General features: G+C 65.4%; 15 protein-coding genes. 3 read left to right on the top strand and 12 right to left on the bottom strand.

Annotated features, from left to right (window positions below; all coding sequences use genetic code 11):
- Positions 1–435 precede the first annotated feature (435 nt).
- Positions 436–1,746, bottom strand: a complete 1,311-nt coding sequence (gene tyrS / locus AC3WJU_RS14845; RefSeq protein WP_307053474.1) for a tyrosine--tRNA ligase — start codon at positions 1,744–1,746, stop codon at positions 436–438.
- A gap of 44 nt (positions 1,747–1,790) precedes the next feature.
- Positions 1,791–4,019, bottom strand: coding sequence for a helicase domain-containing protein (locus tag AC3WJU_RS14840; protein ID WP_284989293.1), 2,229 nt, complete (start codon positions 4,017–4,019; stop codon positions 1,791–1,793).
- Between the two features lie 158 nt (positions 4,020–4,177).
- Here AC3WJU_RS14840 and AC3WJU_RS14835 point away from each other — a divergent pair, with 158 nt between their 5' ends.
- The gene (locus tag AC3WJU_RS14835) at positions 4,178–4,813 is read left to right on the top strand and encodes a GNAT family N-acetyltransferase (protein ID WP_084784356.1); all 636 of its coding nucleotides are present in this window, start codon (positions 4,178–4,180) and stop codon (positions 4,811–4,813) included.
- A 19-nt stretch (positions 4,814–4,832) separates the two neighbouring features.
- Here the strand turns inward: AC3WJU_RS14835 and AC3WJU_RS14830 are convergent, their stop codons facing one another.
- On the bottom strand, positions 4,833–5,495 hold the full coding sequence (locus AC3WJU_RS14830) for a DNA-3-methyladenine glycosylase (protein ID WP_492260212.1): 663 nt from the start codon (positions 5,493–5,495) through the stop codon (positions 4,833–4,835).
- Positions 5,496–5,589: 94 nt separating this feature from the next.
- Here AC3WJU_RS14830 and AC3WJU_RS14825 point away from each other — a divergent pair, with 94 nt between their 5' ends.
- Positions 5,590–7,155, top strand: a complete 1,566-nt coding sequence (locus AC3WJU_RS14825; protein ID WP_492260211.1) for an AlkA N-terminal domain-containing protein — start codon at positions 5,590–5,592, stop codon at positions 7,153–7,155.
- Here AC3WJU_RS14825 and AC3WJU_RS14820 read toward each other — a convergent pair.
- The 9 genes from AC3WJU_RS14820 to argC form a co-directional block, all read right to left on the bottom strand.
- Positions 7,061–7,798 carry a maleylpyruvate isomerase family mycothiol-dependent enzyme gene (locus tag AC3WJU_RS14820; RefSeq protein ID WP_492260210.1) on the bottom strand — a complete coding sequence of 246 codons (738 nt, stop codon included), beginning with the start codon at positions 7,796–7,798 and terminating at the stop codon, positions 7,061–7,063. The two genes, AC3WJU_RS14825 and AC3WJU_RS14820, sit on opposite strands and share 95 nt — an antisense overlap.
- A 126-nt stretch (positions 7,799–7,924) precedes the next feature.
- Entirely contained in the window at positions 7,925–9,397 is a 1,473-nt protein-coding gene (gene argH, locus AC3WJU_RS14815) for an argininosuccinate lyase (RefSeq protein ID WP_332603238.1), read from the bottom strand.
- On the bottom strand, positions 9,394–10,599 hold the full coding sequence (locus AC3WJU_RS14810; RefSeq protein WP_236816785.1) for an argininosuccinate synthase: 1,206 nt from the start codon (positions 10,597–10,599) through the stop codon (positions 9,394–9,396). The genes argH and AC3WJU_RS14810 overlap by 4 nt, the downstream gene beginning before the upstream one ends.
- A 103-nt stretch (positions 10,600–10,702) precedes the next feature.
- Positions 10,703–11,239: an arginine repressor gene (locus AC3WJU_RS14805; RefSeq protein ID WP_306962906.1), complete on the bottom strand. Its 537-nt coding sequence runs from the start codon at positions 11,237–11,239 to the stop codon at positions 10,703–10,705.
- Entirely contained in the window at positions 11,239–12,237 is a 999-nt protein-coding gene (argF, locus tag AC3WJU_RS14800) for an ornithine carbamoyltransferase (protein WP_284989300.1), read from the bottom strand. The genes AC3WJU_RS14805 and argF overlap by 1 nt, the downstream gene beginning before the upstream one ends.
- A complete protein-coding gene (locus tag AC3WJU_RS14795; RefSeq protein ID WP_284989301.1) occupies positions 12,234–13,526 on the bottom strand; it encodes an acetylornithine transaminase in 1,293 nt (430 codons plus the stop codon). Before AC3WJU_RS14795 ends, argF begins: the two co-directional genes overlap by 4 nt.
- Positions 13,523–14,467, bottom strand: a complete 945-nt coding sequence (argB, locus tag AC3WJU_RS14790) for an acetylglutamate kinase (RefSeq protein ID WP_059387787.1) — start codon at positions 14,465–14,467, stop codon at positions 13,523–13,525. The genes AC3WJU_RS14795 and argB overlap by 4 nt, the downstream gene beginning before the upstream one ends.
- Before the next feature lie 11 nt (positions 14,468–14,478).
- Positions 14,479–15,645: a bifunctional glutamate N-acetyltransferase/amino-acid acetyltransferase ArgJ gene (gene argJ / locus AC3WJU_RS14785; RefSeq protein ID WP_492260209.1), complete on the bottom strand. Its 1,167-nt coding sequence runs from the start codon at positions 15,643–15,645 to the stop codon at positions 14,479–14,481.
- Positions 15,642–16,673 carry an N-acetyl-gamma-glutamyl-phosphate reductase gene (argC, locus tag AC3WJU_RS14780; protein ID WP_492260208.1) on the bottom strand — a complete coding sequence of 344 codons (1,032 nt, stop codon included), beginning with the start codon at positions 16,671–16,673 and terminating at the stop codon, positions 15,642–15,644. Before argC ends, argJ begins: the two co-directional genes overlap by 4 nt.
- 185 nt (positions 16,674–16,858) lie before the next feature.
- On the opposite strand from argC, the gene AC3WJU_RS14775 reads away from it, so the two are divergent.
- Positions 16,859–17,947, top strand: coding sequence for a fatty acid desaturase family protein (locus tag AC3WJU_RS14775; protein WP_059387786.1), 1,089 nt, complete (start codon positions 16,859–16,861; stop codon positions 17,945–17,947).
- The last annotated feature ends 3 nt before the right edge of the window (positions 17,948–17,950 follow it).

The raw sequence follows: 17,950 nt of genomic DNA, 5'->3' as shown, positions 1-17,950 counted from the left end.
CAAAATCAACCAATTCATAAAAACAAATCGGTATCAACAAACTTGGCACACTATTGAGTTCTCAAACAACAGACACAATCCGAATACTCCTCGGAACAAATTCGATGTTCCGCATTTCCTCGCTGCGATGTTTCTACTTTATTTCATTCATTTCAACTTTGCAAATCCAGGATTTCTCCAGAAATTTACCCAAGTGAATCGAATTTTCCCCACAGAGTCGATAAATTATCCGATTTCCAGACTTTTGGTCTAAACCGAATTATTCACATTCAATGGGATTTTGTTCGCAATTTATCCGCTTCAGCGGCAGCGACTCAGAAAACGATACACGCTCCCCCGGAGCCGCGCAAGTCGGCTCGGAGGAGCGTGCAATAGAACATGGAACAGCCCGTCTGGCGCGCCCACACAAGAACACACCGTGGAGCTAAGTAGGCGTCAGACGGTCACTTCGACGGTGGCCAGATTCTTCTTGCCGCGGCGCAGCAAAAGGTACCGGCCGTGTAGCAGTTCCGCCTGGTCGATGACGGCGTCGGGGTCGGTCACCTTGCTGTTGTTCACGTAGGCGCCGCCCTCCCCCACCGTGCGGCGGGCAGCGGACTTGCTCTCGGACAATCCAGACGCAACCAAGAGGTCGATGATCCCGAGGCCATCCGCGCCGATCGAGGCAGACGGCAGCTCTGCAGTTGCCGACGCCAAGGTCACTTCGTCCAGAACCGAGAGATCGCCATTTCCGAACAGTGCAGCCGAAGCAGCGATCACTTTCTCCGTCGCGTCCACTCCGTGCACCAGTGAAGTGACCTCGAAAGCGAGCCTGCGCTGGCCTTCGCGGGCGAACGGGCGCTCGGCAACAGCGGCTGCGAGTTCCTCAATCTCGGCGCGGCTAAGGAACGTGAAGACCTTGAGGCGGTCAACGACGTCGGCATCCGCAGTGTTGAGCCAGAACTGGTAGAAGGCGTACGGGCTGCACATGTGGGCGTCGAGCCAAATGGCGTTGCCTTCGCTCTTACCGAACTTGGTGCCGTCAGAGTTGGTGATGAGGGGCGTCCCCAGGGCGTGGACAATCTTGCCGTCGACCTTGCGGATCAGCTCCGTACCGCTCGTGAGGTTGCCCCACTGGTCCGAGCCGCCGGTCTGCAGCACGCAACCGTAGTCGCGGTTGAGCTGGAGGTAATCCATGCCCTGCAGGATCTGGTAGCTGAACTCGGTGTAGCTGATGCCCTCATCGGAGCTGAGACGGGAGGCCACGGCATCCTTGCGGAGCATGGTGCCCACACGGAAGTGCTTGCCGATTTCGCGCAGGAAATCGATGGCGCTCAGGGGCGCGGTCCAGTCAAGGTTGTTCACCATGCGTGCGGCATTGTCGCCCTCGAAGCTGAGGAAGCGTCGGACCTGGGCCTGAAGGTAGCCGACCCACTCCGACACGGTGTCCTTGGTGTTCAAGGTGCGTTCCGCCGTCGGGCGCGGATCGCCGATCAGTCCGGTGGAGCCGCCCACCAGGCCGAGCGGCTTGTGGCCGGCCAACTGCAGACGGCGCATGAGCAGGAGCTGGACAAGGTTGCCAAGGTGCAGTGACGGAGCCGTGGGGTCGAAGCCACAGTAATACGTGATCGGGTCCCCGGCGAGCAGCTTTTCCAGTTCCGTTTCATCCGTGGAAACGTGGATCAGGCCGCGCCATTTGAGCTCTTGCCAGATATTGGCAAAGCCCGGGTCGTTGTGTTGGGACTCGAGGTTGTTTACGTGTGACACGAGTTCTAAGTTAGCAGGATTGCCGATCAGCTTGCGTACATGGCTCAGCGCTCGATACCCGCCGGCAGTGGCGCCGCGGTGATGAGGCGCAGCCGCTGCGTCGGACGCGTCATGGCGACGTAGAGATCGCCCACCTTGCCATGCTCGTGATTGAGCATCGCGGCTGGCTCAAGAACAACCACGCCGTCGAACTCCAGGCCTTTGGCTTCCTTGGGGCTGATGACCACGATGTCCTGGGAGTAGCTGCCCGCTCCGGTGCCCACACGGTGACCGTAGACCCCACGGAGGGCGGCTGCAGCCCGAGGCAGGAGGGCGCCGTCGGCAATCACGGCCAGGAGGCCGCCGTCGATCGCTTCCAGTTCCTCCGGAAGGATTTCGACGAGCCGGTCTACCATCCCCGCTTCGTCGACGCGGTCCACGATCGGTGACCACTTGCCTTCGCGAACGGCCTTGGGAGCAGAAACAACCAGCCCAGCGCGGTTCGCCATGCGGACTGCCGCTTCGGCGATCTGCGAGGGAGTCCGGTAGTTGACGGTGAGTTCTTCGAGCTGCCAGCGGTCCCCGAACGACGGCGCGAGGGCACTTTGCCAGGAATTCGCACCGGCGGAGGAACTCGTCTGGGCGATGTCGCCGACGATCGTGAAGGACTTCAGCGGGCAGCGGCGGACCAAAAGCCGCCACTGCATGGGCGAGAGCTCCTGCGCTTCGTCCACCACAATGTGTCCGAACGCCCACGAACGGTCGCTCGTGGCACGTTCTGCGGCGGTCAGCCGTGTTTCGCGTTCCTGGTTCTGGTCTGCCAGTTCTTCGGCCGTCATCAACACGTCGACGCCCATGGCCTCCATGTTGACCAGTGTCTGCTTGGCGTTGGCGATGTCGCGGGCACGGTCGTGTTCTTGCTGGGCCAGTCCCCTGCCCGCGGCAGGATCGAGCTCGCCGAGGAGTTCAGCGGCCTCGTCGAGCAGCGGAACATCGGCTTCCGTCCACGGTGCATCCGCGGGGCGAAGCAGGAGGGCACGCTGCGCCGGCGTGAGGTGCGGGGTGCAGGCCTCCAGGATGGCTGGCTTGCTGAAGAGCTCGGAAACGAGCTTCTCGGGAGTCATGGGCATCCAGCACAAGTTCAGGACGATCCTGACGTCGCGTGCCGAGCGGACGTCCTCAGCGAGGTAGGAACGGTCGGCATTGTTGCCGATGTTCGATTCCTCGACGATCTCCGTCAGCTGCTCCGTCAGCTCGCGCAGCAAAATCTTCACGAACGTCACGCGCGCTTCATTGTGCGGCTTGCCGGTGGCGCGTGCCCTGTCCCGGGCGCGGCGGACTTGCCGCACGGACAGCGTGAGCTTGCGGGAATCGACCTCGAGGATGCGGTCCTCAGCGGGAGTCCGCTGGCGGTTGGCCACGGCATTCGCAATCACGTCGGCCATGTTCAGCTTGCCCTTGAGCGCTGCGACGTCCGGATCCGCCTCCGGGACGGCATGGATACCGGGCATGAGGCGGCCCAGGCTCGCCATGACCACGCCGGTCTCGCCGAGGGACGGCAGGACCCGCTCGATGTAGTGCATGAACGACGAAGAAGGTCCAACAAGCAGCACACCTGCCGACTTCAGGCGGTCACGGTGGGTGTACAGCAGGTAGGCGGCGCGGTGGAGCGCGACGGCCGTCTTGCCGGTACCGGGACCACCTTGGACAACCAAGGCACCCGACATGGACGAACGGATAATCCGGTCCTGCTCGGACTGGATGGTGCCGACGATGTCCGACATGCGGCCGGTGCGCTTGGAATTCAGGGCGGCAAGGAGTGCGCCCTCGCCCTGGAGCGAGGCGTTGTCCGCCAGCATGCTGGCATCCAGGACATCGTCCTCGATCGCTTTGACCTCCCGGCCCTGCAGGATCAGGTGACGACGACGGCGGACGCCCTGCCGGTCGAAAGCGGTCGCCTGGTAGAAGTGGCCGGCTTCGGGGGCGCGCCAGTCGACCATAAGCCGCTGGAGATCCGCCGTGGACAGTCCGATGCGGCCGATGTACTGCGCCTCGCCGCTGTCCAGGTCAAGGCGTCCGAACACGAGACGGTCGTCGACGGCGTCCAGCTGGGCGAGCCGGTCCTCGTACAGTGCCGCGAAGGCGTCCCTTTCGGAAACGTTCTGCATGGTGCCCACCGCTCCGGCGCGCCGGACCTGCGCCAGCTGTTGGCGCTTTTCCTCCCGCAGCTCATCCAGGCGCGAGTAGAGACCGGCCACGTACTCCCGCTCGTGGATCAAATCAGCGTCGTGCATCGAAACGTTCCCCTATCGAAAAAGACGGACCGTCCATTCTACAGCGGTTTTGCTTGACGTGGGTGAAACTGCCCGCACGCCGGTGCGTCACACAATGTTCACCCGGCGCTAACCTCCTGAGCTTTTCCATCCGCACCAAGTGGTGCTTCAATGCTGCAATGCAGCACGACGTTGCCCTGACCCGACACGGCATCAGCCTGGTCCCGCTCTCCCCCGCACATGCCGGTCCGCTCTTCGATTTTGTGGACTCCGGGATGTGGTCCGGCATGGCCGCCGAGCAGCCCTTGAGTGCCGCGGAACTGGCCGAACTCTTCGCGGCCCGCCTCGAAGATCCGGCGACCATGCCGTTCGCCGTCGTCGAACAGCGGACGGGAGCGCTGCTCGGAACCACATCCCTGTGCGAGTACAGTCCGCGCCAGCAGCGCTTGGAAATCGGCGGCACTTTTTACGGGCGCCCGTTCTGGGGCAGCCACGTCAATCCGGCCGCGAAGCAACTGCTGTTGGCGTACTCCTTCGATGTGTTGGACGTCCACCGGGTGGCCTTCCGCTGCGATGCCCGCAATACGCGCAGTGCCTCGGCTATCCAGCGGCTTGGGGCCAGCTACGAGGGCACCCTGCGGGGGCACCGCTTCGCTCCCGACGGGAGCCGTTGCGACACGGCCGTCTTCTCGATCCTGCGCGAAGAATGGCCCCACGTGCGCGAGTCCCTGCTTGGCCGCCTCGCGCCGTTCGAGCTGGCCGACAACCAGTGTGCGTATGTCGCCGAGCCTGCCCGGACCGAACACGCCGCTTGAAGGATTCCTCGCTGGGCCCCTACAAAGGCTTCTCGACGGCGCGGCTGCGGCCCGGCTTGTAGCGGGACACCGTGGGATCCCCGGAGAGCCAAAAGCGCCACGGGTAGTCGGCGGAACCGCCGTCGCCCGATACTCCGACCCGGAGCCCGCTCGCGACTGCCGATGGCGCCGCCGGAGTGACCGGAAGTTCGAGGCCGAAGGGCTCGGCCAAGGCATCCCGGCCGCTGTCCGCCGTCGTCAGCCCCATGGCGGACGCCAGCCGGGCGGGCCCGCTGGCAAGATCGGTCGGCGATTTCGACGCCGGACGGCGGGACTGTGCCAAGGCTTGGCCGGCCACCACCTCCCCTGCCCGCAACAGCAGCGCGGACGCAACGCCGTCGGGACCGCAGACAATGTTGGCGCAATAGTGCATGCCATACGTGAAGTAGACATAGAGGTGGCCTGCCGGACCGAACATGGGAGCGTTCCGGGCGGTGGGGCCGCCGAAGGTATGGGATCCAGGGTCGGGTTGGGCCGATCCCCGCGGGCCCAGATACGCTTCCACTTCGCTGAGCCGGACGGACACCGTGCCCTCGGGAGTCCGGTGGCTCAGCACGGCGCCGAGGAGCAAGGGGGCAACGTGCCGCGGATCACCGGAAAGAATGGCCCTGATGGCCTCCGGAGACGCACCCTGCGTTGTCATGCCCAGACCCTAGCAAAAATCCGCCAACCGGGCCGTGGCCGGCTATGTCCGATTTCCGCTAGGACGCGCCTGCCGATGCTGAAAGGATGAAGTCATGGACTTTTGGCAACGCTACCGTGCGATCGATGCGCGGGATCCCCGGTTCGACGGCCAGTTCTTCACCGCCGTCCGCTCGACGGGCATCTATTGCCGGCCGTCGTGCCCGGCACGGACACCCAAGGCAGAAAACGTGACGTTCTACGAAACCTCGGCCGCCGCCCACGAGGCCGGGTACAGGGCCTGCAAACGCTGTCTGCCGGAGGCGGTTCCGGGCACGCCTGCGTGGAACCTGCGCTCGGACGTCGCCGGCAGGGCGATGCGGCTCATCAACGACGGCGCGATCTCCCGGGTGGGCGTCGAAGGACTCGCCGCCAGGCTGGGCTACTCCTCCCGCCAGCTCAACAGGATCCTCAGCCACGAACTCGGGGCCGGGCCGCTGTCCTTGGCGCGGGCCAGCCGGGCGCAGACGGCCAGGACGCTTCTGGTCTCCACCTCGATGAAACTCTCGGACGTGGCGTTCGCCGCCGGGTTCAACAGTGTCCGCCAGTTCAACGACACCATCAACGAAGTCTTCGCCCTGACTCCCACGGCACTCCGGGCCACCGCCAGGCCCCTAGGCCATCACGGCAAGCAGGGTGAGGCCACTTCCTTGACCCTCAACCTCCCGTACCGGGAGCCTTTCGACACGGGGATTTTCGATTTCCTCGCGGCCCGCGCGATTCCCGGCGTCGAACTGGCGGGCCCCACCAGCTATGCGCGGACCCTCCGCTTGCCCCTCGGCAACGCAGTGTTCGCAGTGGAGTACGACGCCGGGGCGCGCGGCGGCGCGCTGACCCTCGCCGTCAGCACCTTGGATCTCCACGATCTTCCCGTGCTCCTTAGCCGGGTGCGGCGATTGTTCGATCTCGACGCCGATCCCGTGGCCGTCGACGAGGCGTTGGCCTCCGATGCCAGGCTCTGCCCGTCAGTTCGCGATACGCCCGGGATCAGGGTTCCGGGTGCCGTGGATCCCCAGGAACTGCTGATCCGGGCGATGATCGGCCAGCAAATCACCGTAGCCGCCGCACGCACCGCTTTGAGCCAACTGTCCGACGCCGGGACCCGCTTGCCGGAAGGGCACCCGGGACACGCGCTGGGCCTGGACCGTCTCTTCCCCACGACCGGGGAAATCGCACGCTCGGGCCGGGAACTACTGAAAGGCCCCCAGCGCCGCATAGATTCCGTGCTTGCCGCGGCAGCAGCCATGGCCAGCGGGGAACTCGACTTCGACTACGGCGACGACCCCCAAACGCTCGCGGACAAACTATTGCCGTTGCCCGGCGTAGGACCATGGACCGTGGGCTACGTGGCGATGAGGGTCATCGGCGACCCGGACGTCTTCCTCGCCAACGACGCAGCCGTCCGGAACGGCCTCAAGAAATTGGCCGCCTCGGAGGGCCTGCCTACAGACTTCCGCAACGTGAGCCCGTGGCGTTCCTACGCCACGATGCATCTGTGGAGGGCAGCGGCAAGCAAACGCGGCAGCGCTATCGTGTCGCGGGAACGCTCGATGGCCACGGGAGAAGCTCCGGCAAGTCAACACCGTCCGCGTCGGCAGAGGCCCGCAGGCTCCCCAGGGTAGGCGTGCGGCCGGCGAGCCAGGCCGCGATATCCGTGATCATGCCGTTGATGGCAACGGACTGCCGCCCCGAGCCGATGACCACCTGCGGCAGGCCCAGGGGCTGAAGCACGAATTTCTGGTCTGCGGGCACGCGGGCCGAGAGGAAATCGAAAAGGTGCTCGCAGAATTGCCGGCTCCAGGCTTCCGGTCCGCGACCGATTCCCAGGTCCGTGACGTGGATGACCAGTTCGCGCCAGAGCGCCAGGCCGCCGTCGAGCACTGTTCCGTTCCGGAAGCTGATCCGGGTGTTCCAGCCGGACTCCACAAGCCCATCGAAGGCCCGCAGGGCCCGCGAGAGGGCCGCTTCGGTGGCGTCACGGTGTTCGGCAAGGCTATGGCTAGCCGCCAGCTCAATCGCCTTCGTACGGCCCTCGTAGCCGCCGTCGTAGATGTCGATGGTCTCGCCGCGTGCGGCGTATTCCAGTTGCCTGGCCATGGCGTTCGAGATACCGGCAATGTGAGCCAGTACGTGGCCGCGGGTCCACCCGGGCAGCTCGGAGTGAGCTGCAACATCGGCGTCGTCGAGTTTGGCGACAACGTCGGTGACAGTGCCGGCTGCTTTGTGGAGCTCGGCAAGAAGCGCTGAGGTAGTGATCTCGGTCATAGCGCCATAGTATCCGACAGGGTTAATGACTGTTAACGAGGATTAACTGGCAGCGGCGGGCATTTCGCTGCAGCCTTTGCGAAAAAGACTGCCTCGAAATACCCGCCGGCGTTGGCCTTCTTTTCGTTACTCCGCGTACTTCCGCACCGCCGCGAGCTCCGCTTCGAGGGCAAGCAGTTGGCGCTCGACGGCGGCCGGGGCCGTTCCGCCTTGGGAGTTGCGGCTGTTGAGTGAACCTTCGGTACTGAGCACGGTGCGGACCTCGGGAGTCAAGTGCTCCGAAATGCCCGCGTACTCTTCGTCCGTCAGGTCCCACAGCTCGACGCTGCGCCCTTCAGCCAGCTTCACCGCCGCACCGGAGAGCTCGTGCGCCTCGCGGAACGGCACTCCCTGGCGGACAAGCCACTCGGCGATGTCCGTGGCAAGCGCGAAGCCCTGCGGTGCCAGCGATGCCATGCGCTCGGTGTTGAAAGTGAGCGTGGCGATCATGCCGGAGACGGCCGGGAGCAGCACCTCCAAGGTGTCCGCGGCGTCGAATACCGGTTCCTTGTCTTCCTGCAGATCGCGGTTGTACGCGAGCGGCAGGCCCTTGAGCGTTGCCAACAGCCCGGTCAGGTTGCCGATGAGGCGCCCTGCCTTGCCGCGGGCGAGCTCGGCGACATCCGGGTTCTTCTTCTGCGGCATGATCGACGACCCCGTGGAGTAAGAATCATGGAGCGTGACGAAGGAGAACTCCTTGGTGGCCCACAGAATGACTTCCTCGGAGACCCGCGACAGGTCCACGCCGATCATCGAGCAGATCCATGCGAACTCGGCGAAGACATCGCGCGAGGCAGTGCCGTCGATCGAGTTGTGGACCGCCGAGAAGAAGCCGAGGTCCGAAGCGACGGCCTCGGGATCCAGGCCGAGCGAGGAACCTGCCAGGGCACCGGAACCGTAGGGCGAGACACCGGCGCGCTTGTCCCAGTCCTGGAACCGCTGCACGTCGCGCAACAGTGCCCAGGCATGGGCCAGCAGGTGGTGGCTCAGCAGGACAGGCTGGGCATGCTGCAGGTGCGTCCGGCCGGGCATGGCAACGCCCTGGTGGGCCTTGGCCTGATCAACGAGGGCGTCGATCGTGGCGAGCACGCCGCGGGCGATGATGCGGGCGTGGTCGCGCAGGAACATGCGGCCCAACGTGGCCACCTGGTCGTTGCGCGAACGGCCTGCCCGGAGCTTGCCGCCCAGGTGGGTTCCCGCGCGCTCAATGAGCCCGCGTTCGAGGGAACCGTGGACGTCCTCATCGCTCTCGGCCGGCTGGTAGGCGCCGCTCGCGACGTCGTCATCCAGCTGGGTGAGCGCCGCGAGCATGCCTTCTAGTTCGGCGTCGTCCAGCAGCCCCGCCTTGTGCAGCACGCGGGCATGGGCCTTGGAGCCGGCGATGTCGTAGCGGGCCAGCCGCCAATCAAAATGTGTGGACTTGCTCAGCGCCGCAAGCGCGTCCGCGGGACCGCCGGCGAACCGGCCGCCCCACAGCGCGCCAGTGTTCGTTGCCGAACGCTCCCCAACCTCGCTGCGCTCGGCCGGGGACCCCGGCGTCCGTGGGCCCACCGACGTCATTTGCCCGACACCCGCAGGTCGCGGCCTGCGGCGACCTTGGAGGACATTCCCCACAGCTCGATGAAGCCCTTGGCCTGCGACTGGTCGAAGGTGTCGCCGGTGTCGTAGGTGGCGAGGTCGAAGTCGTAGAGCGAGGTGTCGGAGCGGCGGCCGTTGACGATGGCCTGGCCGCCGTGCAGGACCATGCGGATGTCGCCGGAGACGTACTTCTGGGTGTCCTCGATGAAGGCGTCCAGGGAGCGCTTGAGCGGGGAGAACCACTGGCCGTCGTAGACCAGCTCGGACCAGCGCTGGCCGACGGTGGCCTTGAAGCGGGCCTGCTCGCGCTCGATGGTGACGTCCTCGAGGTGCTTGTGGGCGGTGATGAGGGCCATCGCGCCCGGAGCTTCGTAGATTTCGCGGGACTTGATGCCCACCAGGCGGTCCTCGACGACGTCGATCCGGCCAACGCCCTGGGCACCGGCGCGGCGGTTCAGTTCCTGGATGACCTGGAGCGGAGTGTGCTTGACGCCATCGATGGCCACCGGGACGCCGGCTTCGAAGGTGATGGTGACTTCGTCCGGTGCCGGCGGGAATTCCGGGGTGGCCGTGTAGTCGTAGATGTCCTTGGTGGGAGCGTTCCAGATGTCCTCGAGGTAGCCGGTTTCGACGGCGCGTCCCCAGACGTTCTGGTCGATCGAGTACGGGTTCTTCTTGGTGGTCTCGATCGGCAGTCCCTTTTCCTCGGCGAAGGCGATGGCCTTGTCGCGGGTCAGGGCGAGGTCGCGGACGGGTGCGATGCACTTCAAGTCCGGGCCCAGCGTCTGGATGCCGACCTCGAAGCGGACCTGGTCGTTGCCCTTGCCCGTGCAACCGTGCGCAACGGTGGTGGCACCGAATTCGCGGGCGGCCTTGACGAGGTGCTTGACGATCACGGGGCGCGAGATCGCCGAAACCAGCGGGTAGTGGCCCTGGTAGAGGGCGTTGGCCTTCAGCGTGGGCATGGCGTATTCGTTGGCGAATTCGTCGCGGGCGTCGGCCACGTAGGCCTCGACGGCGCCGCAGCCGAGGGCGCGCTGGCGGATGGTCTCCAGCGACTCGCCGCCCTGTCCGACGTCGACGGCCACAGCGATGACCTCGGCCCCGGTGGCTTCACCGATCCAGCCGATGGCTACGGAAGTATCAAGGCCACCGGAGTAGGCCAGAACAATGCGCTCAGTCACGAGAGTGCTCCTTTGTTGTTGCTTGGTTCTTTTGAGTCAAAGCTTGGTTCGGGCCGAAGGCCCGGGTGGAACAGCGCCGGAATGGTTCACTTGCCGGGCTGGACTAGCTCCCCGGTCCGGCTTCCTGGGCCAGCTGGAGGAAACGGGCTGCCAGCTCGGCGCCGCCGTCGGGATCCCTGGCAACCAAAAGCAAGGTGTCGTCGCCTGCGATCGTACCCAATACCGACGGCATCACCGAGTGGTCGATGGCCAAGGCGAGGAAGTTCGCGGCACCCGGAGGCGTCCGCAGCACCACGATATTGCCCGACGCCTCGGCGGTCACCAACAGCTCGCCGCACAGGCGCGACAGGCGCGCGTCCAGGATTTCCTGGGTGACACCGCTTTTCGCATTGCGGTCGCCACCCTCGCCGGGCACTGCGTAGACCAGCGCGCCGTCCTTGCCGCGCACGCGGACCGCCCCGAGTTCCACGAGGTCCCGGGAGAGTGTCGCCTGCGTGACCTGCACGCCGTCGTCCGCCAGCAGTGCCGCGAGCTCGGCCTGCGAGCGCACGGACTCGCCCGTCAGGATCGCGGTGATCCGCGCTTGCCGGGCAGTCTTGGTGGCAGGGCTGGCGCCTTGCGACGCAGGATGGGTGGACACTAGAACGTGCTCTCCCCGGTGCCCTCAACGGGGGAAAGGCCGTCGACGAATGCGAGTCCCGACTTGTGCATCAGCCACGCCATGAGCGCTTTCTGGGCGTGCAAGCGGTTCTCGGCTTCGTCCCAGACGATGGACTGGGGCCCGTCGATGACGCCAGCGGAGATTTCATAGCCTCGGTAGGCGGGCAGGCAGTGGAGCACGACGGCATCCGGTGCGGCGTGTTCCATGGCCGCCTCGTCCACGGAGTACTCGCGGAAGAGCTGCATCCGGGCTTCTTTTTCGGCTTCCTGGCCCATGGACACCCACGTGTCGGTGGCGACGACGTCGGCGTCGTTCAGGGCTTCCTTGGCGTCGGTGGTGATGAGCACGGAACCGCCGGTCTCGGCAGCGCGCTCTTCCGCTGCCGCCACGATCTCGGCCGCGGGCAGGTAGCCTTCCGGGCCCGAGATCCTGACGTGCATGCCCGCCGTGACGCCTGCCAAGAGATACGAGTTGGCCATGTTGTTCGCAGCGTCGCCCAGGTAGGCCATGGTGAGGCCCTTGAGTTCGCCCTTGTGCTCCTTGACTGCCAGGAGGTCCGCGAGCAACTGGCAGGGGTGGTAGTCATCGCACAGGGCATTGATGACGGGAACCTTGGAGTTTTCGGCCATTGCTACGAGGCCGGAGTGCGCGGACGTACGCCAGACGATGGTGGAGACCATGCGTTCGAGGACCTTTGCGGTGTCCTCCACGGATTCCTTGTGGCCGATCTGCGCCTCGCCCGGGTTGATGATGAGCGCGTTCCCGCCCATGTCCGCGATTCCGGTAGCGAAGGACACACGGGTCCGGGTGGAGGTCTTGTCGAAGATGACAGCGACGGTCTTGCGCCCATTGCCGGCAGCTGCGAACGGCTGGACGCTGTACGGAGCGGCCTTCATTCGAACGGCGAGCTCAAGCACTTCGGCTTGCTCGGCCGGTGTGAGGTCCGTGTCCTTGAGGAAATGACGTGTGGTGTTCACTGTGCGTCCTTAGCGGTCAGGGGTGCAGCGTTCTGGGCTGCCGCCGCCTGGATAATGCCGGGCAGCGCGTCGAGGAAACGGTCGGCCTGCTCGGTGGTCAGGATGAGCGGCGGAGCCAGCCGGATGGTGCGCGGGCCCGGGCTGTTGATGATGAAGCCCGCGTCGAGGGCGGCAGTCACCATGGCAGGGGCAATGTCGGCGTCAAGGTCGAAACCGATCAGGAGGCCTTCGCCCCGCACTTCGGTGACTGCGTCGACGTCGGACAGTCCGGCCCGCAAGCGGGCGCCGACGCTAAGAACGTTCGCCAGCACGCCCTGGCTTTCGATGGCATGCAAGGTGGCGAGGGCGGCGGCAGTTGCCACCGGGTTCCCGCCGAAGGTGGTGCCGTGCTGGCCGGCGGTCAGGAGCGACGACGTCGGCTCCCCGAAGGTGATGAGCGCGCCGACCGGGAAGCCGCCGCCCAGGCCCTTGGCGAGGGTTACGGCGTCGGGCACGATTCCGGCGTCTTCGCTGGCCAGCCACTTGCCGGTGCGCCCGATGCCGGTCTGGACCTCGTCCAGGATCAGCAGCGCGCCGGCGGCGGTGGTGGCTTCGCGGGCAGCCCGCAGGTACTCGACGCTGAGCGGGCGGACGCCCGCTTCGCCTTGGATGGGCTCAAGGAACACGGCCGCTGTGCTTTCGTCGACGGCGGCACGGAGCGCCTCGATGTCGCCGAACGGGATGTGGACCACGCCTCCGGGCAACGGCTCGAACGGTGCCCGGTAGGCTTCCTTGGCGGTCAGGGCCAGGGCGCCCATGGTGCGGCCATGGAAGGCACCTTCCAGGGCGATGATCTTGGTGCGCGTCGCAGAACTGTTGCGCCGAGCCAGCTTGAACGCGGCCTCGTTGGCCTCGGTGCCGGAGTTGGCGAAGAACACCTTGGAGCCGGCAGGAGCCTTGGTGATGGCCAGGAGCTTCTCGGCGAGCGCGATCTGCGTGGGGCTCGTGAAGAAATTGGAGACGTGCCCCAGCGTGGCCAGCTGGCTGGAGATGACAGAGGTGACGAACGGGTGGGCATGGCCCAGCGCGTTCACGGCAATCCCGCCGAGGAGGTCCAGGTATTCCTTGCCGTCGGCGTCCCACACGAGGGCTCCCGCGCCACGGACCAGGACCCGCTGCGGGGTGCCGAAGACGCCCATGAGCGAAGAAGAGTAACGGGCAAGCCAGTCGCTTCCCGTGCTCTGGGAAACGAGCGTGGTTGCGGCGGCCTCCGCAGCGCCGGTCGGGCTCAAACCAACAGTTTCGTTCATGCGTTCACTTCCTCGTCGGGGACAACTTGGGTTCCGATGCCCGCGGTCGTAAAGGTTTCCAGGAGCATGGAGTGCGGCAGGCGGCCATCCACGATGTGCGCCCGCTCGACTCCTTCATCGATGGCCTTCAGGCAAGCCGTCATTTTCGGGATCATGCCGGACTCCAGGCGCGGCAGCATCTCCCGCAATTCCGTGGCCGTCAGCGAGGAAATGAGCGAGGACTTGTCCGGCCAGTTGGCGTAGAGGCCCTCGACATCGGTCAGGATGACGAGCTTGGATGCGCCCAGTGCCGAGGCAACCGCCGCTGCTGCCGTGTCCGCGTTGACGTTAAGCACTTGTCCGGTAGTGGAGCCGGTGCCATCCCCTTCGTCAAGGATCTCGGGGGCGACCGTCGAAATCACCGGGATGCGGCCGGCGTCGAGGATGTCCTCGATACCCCTGGGATCAACGCCCACCACTTCGCCCACCAAGCCGAGGTCCACTTCCTCGCCGTCCACCACGGTGCCGGTGCGCACGGCACGCAGGAGTCCGCCGTCTTCACCGGACATCCCGACCGCATAGGGTCCGTGGGAGTTGATGAGGCCCACGAGCTCGCGGCCCACTTGTCCGGTGAGCACCATACGGACCACGTCCATGGCCTCGGGAGTGGTGACGCGCAGGCCGCCCTTGAATTCGGATTCGATGCCCAGGCGGCCAAGCATCGAGTTGATCTGCGGGCCTCCCCCGTGCACGACGACCGGGTGGATACCCACGTGGTGCAGGAAGACGATATCCTCGGCGAAGGCGCGTCGGAGTTCCTCGTTGACCATGGCGTTGCCGCCGTACTTGATCACCATGGTGGTACCGGCGAAGCGTTGGATCCACGGCAGTGCCTCGATCAGCGTCGCGGCCTTGTCCTGGGCATCGCTCATGGAGGTATTTTCGCGGGTGTGCGCAGTCATGGTCATCCCGTCTAGCTCGAGTAGGCGCTGTTCTCGTGCACGTACTCGTGCGTGAGGTCGTTGGTCCAGATGGTGGCCTCGGCGTCGCCGGCCTGCAGGTCGATTTCCACGAGCACCTCGCGGGGCTCGAGATCCACCAGGTTTCGGTCGTCGCCGATGCTGCCGTTGCGGCAGATCTGGATGCCGTTCATGGAGACGTTGAGCTGGTCCGGTTCGAAGACGGCGTCCGTGGTGCCCACCGAGGACAGGACGCGGCCCCAGTTGGGGTCCTTGCCGAAGATGGCGGTCTTGAAGAGGTTGGAGCGGGCCACTGAACGGCTGACGATTTCGGCGTCGCGCTCGCTCGCCGCGTTGAATGTGCGGATGGCGATGTCGTGGCTGGCACCTTCTGCGTCGCCGATCAACTTGCGGGCAAGCTCGGCACACACCTGGGTGATTCCTGCGCCAAGCTGCTCGGCGGACGGGATGGCCTCGGAGGCCCCGGAGGCCAGCAGGACGACTGTGTCGTTGGTGGACATGCAGCCGTCCGAGTCGGTGCGGTCGAAGGTGACGCGCGTGGCGTCGCGGAGGACGACGTCGAGCTCTTCCGCCGGGACCTGGGCATCAGTGGTGAGCACCACGAGCATGGTTGCGAGGCCTGGCGCCAGCATGCCGGCGCCCTTCGCGATGCCCCCGACAGTGAACGAGTTGCCTGCGGAGTCGGTGCCGCTGAAGACTGCTTCCTTCGCCACGCTGTCCGTGGTCATGATCGCCGTAGCGGCGGCAGGACCGCCGTTCTCGGAGAGTTCCGCGAACGCCGCTTCGATGCCCGGGATGATCTTGTCCATGGGCAGCTGCTCACCGATCAGTCCGGTGGAGCAGACCACGACGTCGGAGGCGGAGATCCCGAGCACGGCCGCCACTTTCTCTGCGGTTGCGTGCGTATTTTGGAATCCCTGCGGACCGGTGCAGGCGTTGGCGCCGCCGGAATTCAGCACCACTGCGTCAACGCGCCCGTCGGAGAGGACCTGCCGTGACCAGTGCACGGGTGCCGCGGCCACGCGGTTCGAGGTGAAAACGGCTGCCGCGGCTTTCAGGGGGCCGTCGTTGACAACCAGGGCAAGGTCCGGATTCCCGGACGCCTTGATGCCGGCTTTGACACCTGCGGCCCGGAATCCCTGGGGGGCGGTGATGGTCACGGGGCAACTCCTTGGACGTTGAGGCCGGCGGATTCGTCCAGGCCGAGGGCAATATTCATGGACTGCACGGCGCCGCCGGCGGTCCCTTTGGTCAGGTTATCGATGGCGCACGTGACAACCACGCGGCCGGAATGCTCGTCGAAGGCCAACTGCATGACTGCGTGGTTGGAACCCTGCACCGATTTAGTGGTGGGCCACTGCCCTTCGGGCAACAGGTGGACGAACGGTTCGTCGTCGAAGGCTTCGGCCCAGGCACTGCGCAGTTCGGCGGCCGTGACCCCGGCCTTGACCTTTGCTGTCGCCGTGCTCAGGATGCCGCGGCTCATGGGCGCGAGGGTGGGAGTGAAGGACACGGTGACTGGTTCACCGGCCGCGTTGGAAAGTCCTTGTTCGATCTCGGGGGTGTGGCGGTGTCCGCCGCCCACGCCATAAGGACTCATGGACCCCATGACCTCGGAACCGATGAGGTTCACCTTGGCTGCCTTGCCGGCACCCGAGGTGCCGGAAGCAGACACAATCACGACGTCGTCCGGCTGGAGAAGCTTGTTGGCGAAGCCGGGCGTGAGGGCGAGAAGGGCCGACGTCGGGTAGCAACCGGGCACCGCAATCCGCTTCGCCCCCTTGAGTGCGTCGCGCTGGCCGGGAAGCTCCGGAAGCCCGTAGGGCCAGGTCCCCGCGTGGGCGGAGCCGTAGAACTTTTCCCACGCCGCGGGGTCTTCGAGCCGGTGGTCAGCGCCGGCGTCGATCACCAGTGTGCCTTCGGGCAGCTGCGCCGCGATCTCAGCCGAGGCTCCGTGCGGGAGGGCCAGGAACACGACGTCGTGGCCAGCGAGGTTTTCCACGCTGGTGTCCTCGAGAATCCGGCTGGCCAAACCGTGGAGATGCGGCTGCAACTCCCCTAGTCTGGAACCGGCATTGCTGTGCGCGGTGATGGCGCCGATGGTGACGTCCGGATGGCCCGCCAGGAGGCGCAGCACCTCTCCCCCGGCATAGCCGCTGGCACCGGAGACGGCAACAGAAATAGTCATGGCACGACTATACAGCAAAACTATTCATGGTTGCCGATATTTATGCACGACCTTTTCAGGGCTTTCTGGAGCAGCCCGGCTCGGCGCGCCGATTTGGGAGCGTATGCTGAATAGAGGGTGATCTAGACCGTGCAGCCGATCGTCGGTTGCAGCGTTGCCCGTTATGTATTACGGGGCAACTGCATATGTCACAGACCTCCACCACTGAACGTCCTAGCAAGGTCGTCCGGCCACCCAACGCCGTCGTGCTCAGCTATTCCGAGCTTCTCAAGACGGTCCGCGCGGAGGGGCTTTTGAAGCGCCGCGTCGGCTTTTATATCAGCGTTTTCGCTTCCCTGGTCCTCCTGCTGACCGGCACCTGGTTCGGCTTCGCGCTGATCGGCCCCAGCTGGTACCAACTACTCATCGCCGCAGCCCTGGGCATCCTTTGTACCCAGTTGAGCTTCCTGGCACATGAGGCCGGCCACCGCCAGATTTTTGCCTCGCGCAGGGCCAACGACTGGTCCGCGCGTATCCTGGCCACGTCGGTTGCCGGCATCAGTTACTCCTGGTGGGAACAGAAGCACGGCGCGCACCACAACAGCCCGAACGTTATTTCCAAGGACCCGGACATCAAGACCGGCGCCCTGGCCTTCCACGTTGAAGCCGCTGCCGGCAGGCAGGGACGCTTCGCGTTCCTCACGCGCAGGCAGGGCTGGTTCTTCTTCCCGCTCCTCCTCCTGCTGGGTATCAGCCTGCAGTGGGAGTCCTTGATGTACATCTGCCGGCCCGGAGCCATCAAGCACCGCTGGGTGGAGACGCCCATCCTCCTGGCACGGCTTCTCGCCCTGCCGGTCCTCGCCTTTACCTTCCTGCCGCTGGGCATGGCATTTGCCTTCCTGGGCGTCCAGATCATGGTGTTCGGCTTCTACATGGGTGCTTCCTTCGCCCCGAACCATAAGGGCATGCCGGTTCTGCCGGAAGACTCCCGCGTCGATTTCCTGCGTCGCCAGATCCTGACTGCCAGGAACATCTCCGGCGGCCCCTTCATGAACATCCTCCTGGGCGGCCTCAACCACCAGGCCGAACACCACCTCTTCCCGGACATGGCCCGCCCCCACTTGCGCCGCGCCTCGGAGATCGTCCGAAGCTACTGCGAAAAGCACTCGATTGCCTACACCGAAACCACGTTGATGCAGTCATACGCCATCGTCGTGCGTTACCTCAATGAGGTCGGACTCGCCGCGGGCCGCGGCTTTGACTGCCCCGTCGCTTCCGCGCACGGCAGGGGCTGACAC

The sequence above is a fragment of the Arthrobacter sp. FW306-1B-F12A genome, assembly GCF_058781865.1.
Note: the sequence above shows the minus strand (reverse complement) of the source record. Positions and strands in the feature narration are given on the sequence as shown.